10 protein-coding genes are annotated in these 13,363 nt (G+C 31.9%); 2 read left to right on the top strand and 8 right to left on the bottom strand.

The features are described from left to right. Positions 1–443: 443 nt before the first annotated feature. From DP68_RS18475 to argC, 4 genes are all read right to left on the bottom strand, one after another. Entirely contained in the window at positions 444–644 is a 201-nt protein-coding gene (locus DP68_RS18475; protein WP_035311976.1) for an alpha/beta-type small acid-soluble spore protein, read from the bottom strand. Between the two features lie 125 nt (positions 645–769). Next, the gene (locus DP68_RS18470) at positions 770–1,666 is read right to left on the bottom strand and encodes an acetamidase/formamidase family protein (RefSeq protein ID WP_035311975.1); all 897 of its coding nucleotides are present in this window, start codon (positions 1,664–1,666) and stop codon (positions 770–772) included. Between the two features lie 135 nt (positions 1,667–1,801). Next, a complete protein-coding gene (gene argJ / locus DP68_RS18465) occupies positions 1,802–3,034 on the bottom strand; it encodes a bifunctional glutamate N-acetyltransferase/amino-acid acetyltransferase ArgJ (protein WP_291550335.1) in 1,233 nt (410 codons plus the stop codon). A gap of 15 nt (positions 3,035–3,049) precedes the next feature. Further along, complete coding sequence (gene argC, locus DP68_RS18460; RefSeq protein WP_035311972.1) at positions 3,050–4,087, bottom strand: N-acetyl-gamma-glutamyl-phosphate reductase; 1,038 nt, start codon at positions 4,085–4,087, stop codon at positions 3,050–3,052. 138 nt (positions 4,088–4,225) lie between these two features. Between argC and argB the strand changes: the two genes are divergently transcribed. Then, positions 4,226–5,083 carry an acetylglutamate kinase gene (gene argB, locus DP68_RS18455; RefSeq protein WP_186429801.1) on the top strand — a complete coding sequence of 286 codons (858 nt, stop codon included), beginning with the start codon at positions 4,226–4,228 and terminating at the stop codon, positions 5,081–5,083. A gap of 17 nt (positions 5,084–5,100) precedes the next feature. After that, entirely contained in the window at positions 5,101–6,267 is a 1,167-nt protein-coding gene (locus DP68_RS18450) for an aspartate aminotransferase family protein (protein ID WP_035311970.1), read from the top strand. A gap of 77 nt (positions 6,268–6,344) precedes the next feature. Here DP68_RS18450 and DP68_RS18445 read toward each other — a convergent pair whose 3' ends face one another. From DP68_RS18445 to carA, 4 genes are all read right to left on the bottom strand, one after another. After that, positions 6,345–7,532, bottom strand: coding sequence for a pyridoxal phosphate-dependent aminotransferase (locus DP68_RS18445; protein ID WP_035311968.1), 1,188 nt, complete (start codon positions 7,530–7,532; stop codon positions 6,345–6,347). Positions 7,533–7,700: 168 nt separating this feature from the next. Continuing rightward, positions 7,701–8,615, bottom strand: a complete 915-nt coding sequence (gene argF, locus DP68_RS18440) for an ornithine carbamoyltransferase (RefSeq protein ID WP_035311966.1) — start codon at positions 8,613–8,615, stop codon at positions 7,701–7,703. A 22-nt stretch (positions 8,616–8,637) separates the two neighbouring features. After that, positions 8,638–11,835, bottom strand: a complete 3,198-nt coding sequence (gene carB / locus DP68_RS18435; protein WP_035311965.1) for a carbamoyl-phosphate synthase (glutamine-hydrolyzing) large subunit — start codon at positions 11,833–11,835, stop codon at positions 8,638–8,640. Then, positions 11,828–12,901 (bottom strand): glutamine-hydrolyzing carbamoyl-phosphate synthase small subunit, encoded by a 1,074-nt coding sequence (carA, locus tag DP68_RS18430; RefSeq protein ID WP_035311963.1) that lies wholly within the window; start codon positions 12,899–12,901, stop codon positions 11,828–11,830. The genes carB and carA overlap by 8 nt, the downstream gene beginning before the upstream one ends. Positions 12,902–13,363 lie beyond the last annotated feature (462 nt).

The raw sequence follows: 13,363 nt of genomic DNA, 5'->3' as shown, positions 1-13,363 counted from the left end.
ACTTATCTCCTCACTGGAGCGAAAAGTCTGTTCGCGGTACCATCCAAATTTATATCTCATTTAAATAACGGCATTTTGCCGGCACAGCCTACTCTCATAAAACTCCTTCTCATGCTTGGAAGGAGCAAGCGACCATCAACAAATCATAGATTTGAGATGTCTGCTTAAGATTTCAACCTGCAACTCAAGGGTGAATTTCAACATAGTCTTAGTTTATGGGCTTTCACCTTTCCCCACTCTCTTTTAAACCTTCTATTGTTTACTTGTCCCTATCACTGTTTTATAAATATTCACTTATAGTAATTTTCTAAAAATTTATTATTATCAATTTATCATACTTATCAATCAATGTCAACTATATCTTTTAATTTTTTAGATAAATTTTTCTATATCCAGACTGCAAATAAAAAGGAGCTGAAATTCAGCTCCTTTCTATTTATCAACTATCTTAAATTGCTTTCGTAAGCTTCTACCATTTTCTTAACCATCTGTCCGCCTACTGATCCTGCTTCTCTTGAAGTTAGATCTCCGTTATATCCTTGTTTAAGATTAACTCCTACTTCATTAGCTGCTTCCATTTTAAATCTGTTTAAACCTTCTTTAGCTTCTGGTACTAATGCTTTGTTACTACTTCTATTTGCCATGATAAATTCCTCCTTTAATTTAAGTTGTATTAAGTAATAATCATTGTTGTAATATTAATATTACCTATTTGAAAATTAATACACTATTAAATTGGTGGGAACTCATCCATTAGATACCATAAAATCTAATAATTTAAATTATATTTTTCTAAAATAGACAGTGGCATTTCCATTCTTGTAGTTTTTAAAGGGTCTACAATTTGACAAATTCTAAGGTTACCAACAAGAGATAAAAGCATAGCAGCTTCATTGATATTTATATTTAAATTTTCAGTCATAAACTTATGCATATTATGAGTTGATATCTTTGATGCTTCATCTAAAGTTTTTGCTGAGGCTATAGTCATTATATTTTCTCCTTGAATAAGCATAGGGAGAGGCATCTTTTTTCCTTTTACTATATTTATCTTTACTTCTACTTCCCCCGGGATTTCAAGTCCACATATAGCAACCTCACCATCTCCCATTACCGCATGAAGATCTCCAATAGATAATAGTGCTCCCTTCACATTTACCGGAAGATAAAGTATTGATCCTTTTACTATTCTATTACAATCCATATTTCCACCATGATAATCTGGAACCATATTGTGTATCTCGCCTTCCGTTGGCGCAGTTCCAATAACCCCTATCATTGGATTTATAGGAATTTCTATTTTTTCATTAAATATGGCTTTTCCATCTTTAATAGGTACTTTTTTAATTTGATCATGAGTAATTACATCTCCTAAAGCACCTACATTAGGTCTGACTCTCATTGTACCTTCTTCAGCTACTCTTATATCTAATATTTCTATTTTTAAAATATCAGATACTTCTGCTCCTTCAATATACAACGGTCCTGTAGCAGGGTTTCCAAAGTTAGGATTAATGCTGCTTCTTTCTTGATTCTCACTGCAAATTTGATTTTTATAACAATCGAAGGTTTCAAATGCTACGATATCTCCATCTTTTGCACTTTCTACCCATTCATTTTCCTTTGTCATACTAAATACTGATTTTTCTTTTAAAATTCTTTTCATAAAATATCATCCCCTAAAAGTAAATTTTTCCATAATAAAATTATTATATCATATTTATTTTATAAATTTAAAAAGAACTAGCTTAAAAAAACTAGCTCCTCTATATTAAATTCATTCCTATATTTTGCTTATACACTATGCTCTATAGTATCCATTAATCTTTACATAGTCATAAGTTAAGTCGCATCCCCAAGCAATTGAATTATAAATTCCATCATTTAGATCAATAATTATATTTATATAATCCTCTTTTAAAATTTTTTCTACTAATTCCTTATTAAATATAGTGCCAGAACCTTTTTCCACAATTTTAATGGTATTTATATTATTTTTAAAAGTTATATCTACATTTTGAGGATCAAACTCTGCACCAGAATACCCTAAAGAACACATAATTCTTCCCCAATTTGCATCACTTCCAAAAAAAGCTGATTTTACTAAGCTAGAAGATATAACTGATTTGGCACAAATCCTTGCATCTTCCATAGTTCTAGCATTATTTAAATTTATTTCTATAAGTTTTGTAGCCCCTTCGCCATCCTTAGCTATCATCTTTGATAATTCTTTATTAACAAAATCAAATGCTTCCTTAAACTTAAAGTATTCATCATTTTTCTCATCTATTACTTTATTGCCAGCGGTACAATTTGATAATACAACAGCCATATCATTTGTACTTGTATCTCCATCTACTGATATCATATTGTACGAGTCAACAACGCTTTCTTTTAGAGCCTTTGTTAGCATTAATTTTGATATATTTACATTTGTAGCAATAAAACTTAAGATTGTTCCCATATCAGGATGAACCATACCTGAGCCCTTTGCAATACCTCCAATACATATTAATTCACCATCTATTTCTAGCTCAACAAATATACTCTTTGTAAAGGTATCTGTAGTCATGATAGCTTCCTCTGCCTCTTTTCCACCATCATAAGAAAGCTTTGTGCATCCTGCTTTTATACCTGGAATAATCTTATCCATAGGTAATGGTATTCCAATTCTACCTGTGGATGCAATTAATACTTCCTCCGGAGATAATCCTAGACAATTAGCTGTAACTCTTCCCATTTCATAGGCATCTTCAACTCCACTTGCACCCGTGCAAGCATTTGCATAACCACTATTTATTACTATAGCTTGAGTATTATTTGAATTAATGTGGTTCATATTTACTAAGAGCGGAGCTGCTTTAACTTTATTTTTTGTGAATACAGCAGCAGCCACTGACTTTTTTTCACTATAAATTATACATAAATCCTTTTTTTCATTTTTTCTAAGTCCAATATGAAGTCCTGTTGCCTTGATATGAGGTACGTCAGTAATGGTCTTATTGTATATAACTTTCATGATTATCTCCTCCATATATTACTTTTTATATTATAATCCCATAGATAAAGCTTCTAATCCCGTTGTTTCTCTTAAATCAAACATAATGTTCATATTTTGAACTGCTTGACCAGCCGCTCCTTTTACTAAATTATCTATAGCTGATACTACAATAACTCTGTTAGTTCTCTGATCTACCTTTATACCAATATGGCACAAATTTGATCCTCTTACCCATCTAGTTTCTGGTGATCCATTAATTATCTTTACAAAATATTCATCCTTATAAAATTCTATATATATATCGATTAATTCTTCTGTTGATAACTTATCTATCAGATTACTATAACAGGTAGCTAAAATTCCACGATTCATTGGAACTAAATGAGGAGTAAAAGATATCATTATATCTTCCCCAAAAACTTTACTTAGCTCTTGTTCTATTTCCGGAGTATGTCTGTGACTTCCAATGCCATATGCCTTTATGGATTCGTTGCACTCTGCAAAAAGTGAATCAATTTTCGCTGCTCTCCCAGCCCCAGATACTCCTGACTTTGCATCTATAATTATAGTCCTGGAATCAATTAGCTTGTGTTTTAATAAAGGTGCTAATGCTAATATGCTAGCTGTAGGATAGCAGCCTGGGTTTGCTAATATATTAGTTTCTTTAATGCATTCTCTATTAAGTTCGGATAAACCATATACTGAATCCTTTAATGCTGATGAATATTCATGCTTAATTCCATACCAATTCTTATACACTTCTTCTGAATCTAATCTAAAGTCAGCACCTAAATCTATTACCTTAACTCCTAACTCTAGAGCCTTTTTTGTTATCTCAAAAGACTTACCATGTGGTAATGCTATAAAAAGCACATGGATTAAATTTAACCTATTAAATGCCTCTTCCGTGCTAACGCAAACTTCATCTAAAAATCCATAATAATTTTTATAAATTTCATCATAATTCATATCTGTATAATTATGAGAACTTAAAAACTTTATATTCACTTCTTTATGATTATTAAGTATCCATACCAATTGTTCTCCGGCATATCCAGTTGCTCCCATTATACCAACATTAATCATACTATCACCTCAGTCATATTAATTTTTTATTTAAGAATAATTATGCAATAAATTTATAAAAAATGCAATATGTTATTGAATTTTTATAGATATGATTGTATAATTATACTCATATTACACTATGAATGGAGTGATATTATGAATCCTCAAGATAATCTTTTAGATGCAAATAATTTATTACATCTTAATAAATATACTGGAAAAACCTTTGTAATTAAATATGGCGGCAGCATAATGGACAACCAAACAGCTCAACATGATTTTTTTCAAGATGTGTTAACTTTAAGTAACCTAGGTATCAATATTGTAATAGTTCATGGTGGTGGACCTGAAATTTCAATGTGGCTTAACAAAATTGGTATCACTAGCAAATTCATTAAAGGCTTAAGGGTTACAGATGCACCAACTATGGAAATTGTTGAAATGGTGCTATCTGGGCATGTTAATAAAAATTTATCATTAAGCTTAAGCAAAATAGGTGCTAATGCTATTGGTATAAGTGGTAAAGATAGTAATCTAATTAAAGCTAAAAAGAAATACATCTATGAAAAAGATGAAAAAATAGACTTAGGTTTTGTCGGTGAAGTCGTAAATATAAATGATACTGTATTACTTAGTTTAATTGAAAAAAATTATATTCCTGTAGTATCTCCAATTGGTTGTGACTTAGATGGCAACAGCTATAACATTAATGCTGATTATGCAGCAGCTTCTATAAGCGGTGCTTTGAAAGCAGATAAATTAATAATTATGACAGATATCGAAGGAGTATACACAGATATAAATGATTCTTCTACACTGCTAAGCTCTATTACCGCTGCCGAAATTAAGGAATTAATAAGCACTGGTATTATTAATGGAGGAATGATTCCCAAATTGGAGTGTTGTACTAATGCATTAGAAAAAGGAGCAAAAAATGTTCATTTATTGGATGGAAGAAAAAATCATAGTTTATTACATGGTATAACTACAAATTGCGGAACTAAAATTATATAAAGAAGAGGTGTATATAAATGTCAAAAAATAATATAATGAATACTTATGGACGATTTGACGTTACTTTTGAAAAAGGCATTGGCAGTAAAATTTACGATATTAACGGAAATGAATACATTGATTTTGTTTCAGGTGTAGCAGTAAATTGCTTAGGACATAGTCATCCTTCAATTATTAAAGCTATAACAGAACAAAGTAAACAATTGATGCATATCTCAAATTACTATTGGAACACCAAGCATACACAGCTTTCTGAAAAATTAATAAATAACTGTGATCATGAAAAAGTATTCTTTTGCAATAGCGGAACTGAAGCAATCGAAGGCGCTTTTAAGCTAGTAAGAAAATATGGTAAATCAACAGGTAATACTGATAAATCAACCCTCTTATATATGGATAATTCTTTCCACGGTAGATCCATGGGCGCACTTTCTATTACCGGTCAGGAAAAATATCAAAAGGATTTTTTGCCTTTAATTCCTAATGTAAAGAAAATAAATTTTAATGATATAGATGACTTAAATGAAAACTTTAACGAAAATGTATGCGGTATTATTTTAGAGCCCATTCAAGGTGAAGGAGGCATAAATGTTGTAAATTCTGATTATTTGAAAGAAGTTAGAAATTTATGCGATAAATATGATGCTTTACTAATATTTGATGAAATACAATGCGGTATGGGAAGATTAGGAGAACTTTTTGCATATAAAAAATTCAATGTAATCCCAGATGTTATATGTATTGCCAAAGCCTTGGGTGGTGGTTTCCCAATTGGTGCTTTTATATCTAATGAGAAAGCTTCCAAAGCTTTAGTACCTGGTGATCATGGTAGTACCTTTGGCGGAAATCCTCTTGGTTGCGCTGTTTCTTTAGCTGTTTTAAACGAGCTAATTGAAGGTGGAATTATTTCCACAATAGCTTCAAAAGAAATATATATAAAAGAGAAGCTAAATGAACTTAAAAATAAATATAATGTCATAGAGGAAATAAAGGGCATGGGTTTATTAATTGGAATAAGCATTAACACAAATCCAAAAGAATTTATGAATTTATGCTTTAAAAAAGGTCTTCTTGTAGTAACGGCAGGAACTAATGTTATAAGATTGCTTCCTCCTCTTAATGTTACAATACAAGAAATTGATGAAGCTCTTAATATACTTGAATCAGTTATGAAAGAACTATAATTATAATACAAATACCCCAATACTCTTACAAAGCATTGGGGTATTACTATTCTCTAAACTAATGTAAGTTCTTCTTATTAATTTTCATTAAATTCTTTAGCTAACTTCTCAAAAGCAGAAATAGAATTTTCAATCGTATCAAACTGTACACAATAGGAAATTCTAAAATATCCTGGACATCCAAAGCCACTTCCTGGTACCAGTAACAAATTATATTTTAACGCCCTCTTTACAAATTCAACATCATCATCTATAAGTGCTTTAGGAAAAAGATAAAAAGCTCCTTGAGGCTTTACGCATTCAAATCCTATTCTCGTAAGATTTTCGTATAAAAAATCTCTTCTCTTTTTGTATTCTTCAATATCTATATTAGCTTCTAAAGAATCACAAACAACTTTTTGAAATAATCCTGGGGCATTTACAAAACCAAGTGTACGGTTGCAGAAGCTTAAAGCATTCATAAGCAAGTTTATATCTTTTATTTTGCTACTTGCAGCAATATACCCTATTCTCTCCCCTGCAAGCCCCAATGACTTACTAAATGAATTTACTATAATTGCATTATTAAAAATTGAAAGCATACTGAGCACCTTAGTTCCATCGTAAACTATTTCACCATAGGGCTGATCTGAAATAACAAATATAGTTGTCCCATATTCCCTTTCTTTTTTCTCTATAATTTCTGCAATATGCTTTAGCTTCTCCTCACTATATACAACTCCAGTTGGATTATTGGGATTGTTAATGATTAAAGCTTTTGTATTCTTAGTAATACTATTTTCAAAATCACTTAAATTCGGCTCAAAATTAGATTTATCTGGAGAAACAACTACTGTTTTCCCTCCATGATTATCAACATAAAAATTATATTCTACGAAATATGGTGCAAAAACAATAACCTCTTCTTCATTGTTAAGTATAGCCTTTAAAACTACGTTCAATCCCCCTGCAGCACCAACTGTCATTACAACATTATCAGCTGAGAGTTCAATATTGCTTTGCTTTTGTAGAGATTTTGCTATTTTTTCTCTAACCTCTGGATATCCTGCATTGTTCATATATCTGTGAATCCCTTTTTCACTATTTAATATATATTTCTTAAGTGATTCCATAACCTCTACTGGAGGTTCTGCATAAGGATTTCCAAGACTAAAATCATAAATATTATCTGCCCCATATTTTTTAGAAAGTTTTTCTCCCTCTTCAAACATAGCCCTTATCCAAGAAGCTTTGTCCAAATTGTTTACTATTTTTTTCGAAAACATAATAGCCCTCCTTTTATTTATAGCAAGAATAAATAAATTTTTAAGTTTGTACTATTTTAATATAAAACTCTGTATAATGCCATACATAATGCTAAATTAATATTTATAAAAAAGGAGAGTTATAAACTCTCCTTTTTGGATCTTAGCTTTTCAAATGATACCTATTTCTTATAGTAATAATGCCATTACTGCTTTTTGGACATGCAATCTGTTTTCTGCTTCATCAAATACAAGAGATTGTGGGCCATCAATAACCTCTGAAGTTACCTCATAACCCCTGTATGCAGGAAGGCAATGAAGAAATATTGCATCTTTCTTCGCCATGGAAAAGAGCTCACCATTTACCTGATAAGGTTTAAATATCTCTATTCTTTTCTGTTTCTCTTCTTCCTGGCCCATACTTACCCATGTATCGGTATAAACTACGTCTGCATCCTTTACTGCCTCTATAGGATCTTCTGTAATTGTTATATTTACTCCTGTAAGCTTAGCATCTTCCTTTGCGCTTTTGACTATCTCATCATTACATTCATATCCCTTAGGTGTAGCAATTGATATATCCATTCCAACCTTACTGCAGCCGTAAAGAAGTGAATGTGCAATATTATTTCCATCACCTACATACGCAAGTTTAAGTCCATCAAGCTTTGACTTACTTTCATATATAGTTAAAAGATCTGCTAAAACCTGACATGGATGAAACGAATCAGTTAATCCATTTATTACAGGTACCGTTCCATACTTTGCAAGATCCTCTACGTCACTTTGTTTATAAGTTCTTATCATAATTCCATCCACATATCTTGAAAGCACTTTAGCTGTATCTTCAATAGTTTCCCCTCTACCAAGCTGTATATCTTGAGAACTTAAAAATAATGGGTATCCACCTAACTGAACCATTCCAACCTCAAAAGAAACTCTTGTTCTAGTAGATGACTTGGTAAAAATCATACCCAAGGTCTTTCCTTTTAAAATCTTATGCTCTATGTCATTTTGGAGTTCATATTTTAGTTTTTTAGCCATCTCAAGTATATTGAAAATTTCTTCTGTAGTTAAATCTTTTAAGCTCAATAAATGCTTCATTTTCCCATCCCCTTTAATTATCTTAATATTGATCTAACGAATATATTTCAACTTCATCCTTCTCATCAAAACTGCTTAAAGCCTTTATAATTGCACTCACAGTATCTAGAGATGTTATACATGGCAAGTTATATTCCATAGCAGTTCGTCTAAGTAGAAAACCTTCTCTGGAACTTATCTTTCCCTTAGTAGGAGTATTTATTATCATTTGAAGTTTAGATTCTTTAATCTGCTCACTAACTTCTTTCATTGGTATTAAAGCAACATCTATATCTTGTTCCTTTAAGTAAGTATAAGTATTTTCTGTTGCAAACACCTTATATCCTAATTTCAATAGCTTCATTGAAAGCTGTAAGCTCTCTTCCTTATCTCTTTCAGCTATAGACAAAAGTACATTCCCTTCTTTTAAAATTTTTACACCCGAAGCTAAGAGTCCCTTATATAATGCTTTTCCTAAACTTTTATCAACACCCATTACTTCTCCAGTAGATTTCATTTCAGGACCTAAGAAAGTATCTACCATAGTAAGCTTCGAGAATGAAAATACAGGAACCTTTACAGCTACTAAAGAGCTTTCCTCTGCCAGGCCTGGTGTATACCCCATATTCTCTAAGTTATTCCCTAAAATAATATCAGTAGCCAGTTTAACCATAGGTATACCAGTAACCTTTGTAAGTATTGGTACTGTTCTGCTAGCTCTTGGATTTACTTCTATGATTTGAACCTTATCTTCTTCATCTATAACAAACTGGATATTAAATAGTCCCTTTATTTTTAATGCCTGTGCTAATCTTATGGTGTAATCTACAATTACTTCCTTAGTATCTTTACTTAAGGTTATTGGAGGGTATACTGAAATGCTGTCACCTGAATGTACCCCTGCTCTTTCTATATGCTCCATTATTCCAGGTATTAAAACATTCTCTCCATCTGAAATCCCATCTACCTCTACTTCTTTTCCCATTATATATTTATCTATAAGCACTGGGTGCTCCTTGGAAGCATTCACTGCAAGTTTCATATATTCTTCCATTTCTTTATCGCTATATACTATTTCCATAGCTCTTCCTCCTATTACATAAGAGGGCCTTACTAATACTGGATATCCGATTTTATTTGCTATACTTAATGCATCTTGTACACAATGGGCAGTACTTCCATTTGGTATTGGTATATCAAGACTTTCAAGCAACTTAAGAAACTTTTCCCTATCCTCAGCCATATCTATACTTTCTAGGTCAGTACCTAAAATCTTAACACCAGCTTTTTGAAGTGAAGCTGCAAGATTTATGGCTGTCTGCCCTCCAAACTGTACTATTACTCCCATTGGCTTTTCTCTTTCGATAATATCTAGTACACTTTCACTTGTAAGCGGCTCAAAATATAATCCATCAGAAATGTCAAAATCAGTACTTACCGTTTCTGGATTGTTATTTATAATTATTGATTCTATACCTTTTTCTTTAAGCGTTTGTACTGAATGAACACTACAATAATCAAATTCAATTCCTTGTCCTATCCTTATAGGTCCTGAGCCTATTACTATAACTTTGTCCCTACCACTTACCTGTGCATCGTTCTTTTCTTCATATGTTGAATAATAATATGGTGTAGTAGCTTCAAATTCTCCTGCACAAGTATCTACCATCTTGTATACCGGATGAAGATTAAACTCTTTTCTTTTTTTAGTAACTTCTTCTGTAGATACGTTAAGTAAATTCCCAATATATGAATCTCCAAAACCAACTTTTTTTGCTCTATTCATGAGTTCATAATCCATTTCATCAATACTATTACTTTTTATTTCTTCAGCTAAAGTTACTATCTTCTGAAGCTTTTTAATAAAGAAATAATCTATCTTAGTTATATTAATGATTTCTTCTACAGATACTCCCTTTTGAAGGGCTTTTGATATGGCAAATATTCTTTCATCACTTTGCTCTTTGATAAACTCTATAAGCTCATCTATGGACTTATCTTCAAAAAGCTCTAGTCCTAACTGATAATCTAGTTTTACATCTAATGAATCTATTGCTTTTAGAAGGGATTCCTCAAAATTTCTTCCAATTGCCATAACTTCACCTGTGGCTTTCATTTGAGTTCCAAGTGCACGATTTGCATCTCCAAATTTATCAAAAGGCCATCTTGGCACTTTAGTTACTACATAGTCCAGTGCAGGTTCAAAACAAGCATAAGTATTTTCAGTAATAGAGTTTTTTATTTCATCAAGATTTAAACCTAGAGCAATTTTAGCCGTAACCCTGGCAATTGGGTAGCCTGTTGCCTTAGAAGCTAATGCGCTAGATCTACTTACTCTAGGATTTACCTCTATAACTACATACTCCATACTATTTGGATTTAATGCAAACTGTATATTACATCCTCCATTAATCTTAAGAGCACGAATTATTTTTATAGATGCAGATCTAAGCATTTGGTACTCAACATCACTTAAGGTTTGACTAGGCGCCACTACTATACTATCTCCTGTATGGACACCTACTGGGTCAAAGTTTTCCATATTACATATTACAATACAATTATCTGCATTATCTCTCATGATCTCATATTCAATTTCTTTCCAACCAGCTACACTTTGTTCTACTAATATCTGATGTATCATACTTAGTTTTAAACCACGGCTAGCAATATCTTTAAACTCATCTAAATTATTAGCTATTCCTCCGCCAGTCCCTCCTAAGGTATATGCAGGTCTAATAATTATTGGAAATCCTACTTTATTTGCAAAATCCAATCCGTCTTCTAAAGTGGTTACTATACTGCTAACTGCTACCTTTTCACCTACTTGTTCCATTGTTGCCTTAAATAACTCTCTATCCTCTGCTCTTTGTATAGATTCAAGCGTTGTACCTAAAAGTTTTACATTAAGCTCTTCTAGTATTCCATCCTCAGAAAGTTCTACTGCCATATTAAGTGCTGTTTGCCCTCCAATGGATGCTAGTATACCATCAGGTTTTTCCTTATAAATAATCTTTTTTATGAAATCTAATGTGATAGGTTCTATATATACTTTATCTGCTACATCCACATCGGTCATAATAGTTGCTGGATTACTATTTATTAGGACAACCTCCACGCCTTCCTCTTTTAATGATCTGCAGGCTTGTGTGCCAGAATAATCAAATTCCGCAGCCTGTCCTATAATAATAGGACCTGACCCAATAACCATAACCTTTTTTATATCTTTTCTCTTAGGCATTGTCCTGCACCTCCATCATTTTAATAAACTCATCAAAAACATAAGCTGAATCCTGAGGACCAGGAGCTGCTTCAGGGTGATATTGTATACTTAAAATTTGATACTTCTTATGCCTAAAACCTTCAACAGTACCATCATTAACATTTATATGAGTAATTTCAACTTCATTGCTTATATTTTCTTCGAGAGCATAACTATGATTTTGTGAAGTGATATATATTCTACCTGTTTTCAAATCTTTTACAGGATGATTTCCTCCATGATGACCAAATTTTAATTTATATGTGTTTCCTCCAAGGGAGGTCCCCAAAAGCTGATGTCCAAGACAAATACCCATAATTGGCCTTTTGCCAATAAGCTTTTTAACATTCTCTACAACACTAGCCAAATCCTTGGGGTCTCCTGGCCCATTAGATAGGAGAATGCCTTCAGGGTTTATGGATAAAATATCTTTCGGCAAGGAATGAGATGGAAAAACATAAATATCACATTCTCTGTTTTCTAGATGTCTTAAGATGTTTTTCTTAATTCCAAAATCTATTACAGCAACCTTTTTTCCTTTGCCTTCAATTCTATACATATCCTCAGTACTTACTTCCTTCACAAATTCTCTTTTAATCAATGCTTTTTCTTTAATATTATTAATTTGTTTATCAATATCAAAGCATTCTGTAGAGATTATTCCATACATACTACCAACACTTCTAATATGTTTTGTGAGTGCTCTTGTATCTATATCTTTTATACCTACAATGCCGTGTTTTATAAGATATTCTTCTGTTCCTATGCTGCATCTCCAATTGCTCGGTTCCTCACAGCCTTCTCTAACAATAAAACCCTCTACATAAGGTTTAATAGACTCCTTATCAATATCATTACATCCATAATTTCCAATTAGGGGATAAGTCATTGTAACTATTTGACCATTATAGGATGGATCCGTAAGAATTTCTTGATATCCCGTCATACAGGTATTAAAAACAACTTCTCCAAATCCGTCTCCTTTTGCGCCATATGAGTTCCCAATAAAATAGGTACCATCTTGTAATACGAGTATCGCCTTCATACATATACCTCATTTCTATGCCAATTGTTGCATAATCATTAATATTATATTCTTACTAATATTACCCCATAAGCTTCTACACATTGGTATATAAGCAAATTTCAATTTAAACATAATATATACTTATTCTGCGTTTTTAATAATTATACATAAATCCGGATAATAATGCAATAGCTTCAGAATAAATATTAATATTTTTTGCATATATATTCGGGGTTTATTGCACTAAATCGTATATTATAAGGTGTCATAGAGATTTATACAAAATTGAGTAGGGATCCACTTCGCAATTTTATGATTATATAGAAATTTATGTGACTAAATTGAATGAACTTCACGATAAAACTAAAGAAAATATATGAATTGCAGAATTAGACGGAAGGTCAATAGGTGCAATAGCTATAATAAAGTAAGATTAAAGTTACTTAAAATCTAAAAGAGCACATCAAGTATACTTGATGT

This window comes from Clostridium sp. HMP27 (assembly GCF_000765165.1).
Classification (GTDB): Bacteria; Bacillota; Clostridia; order Clostridiales; family Clostridiaceae; genus Clostridium_AK.
The sequence above is the reverse complement of the archived record's forward strand: the minus strand, read 5'-3'. Positions and strand labels throughout refer to the sequence as shown.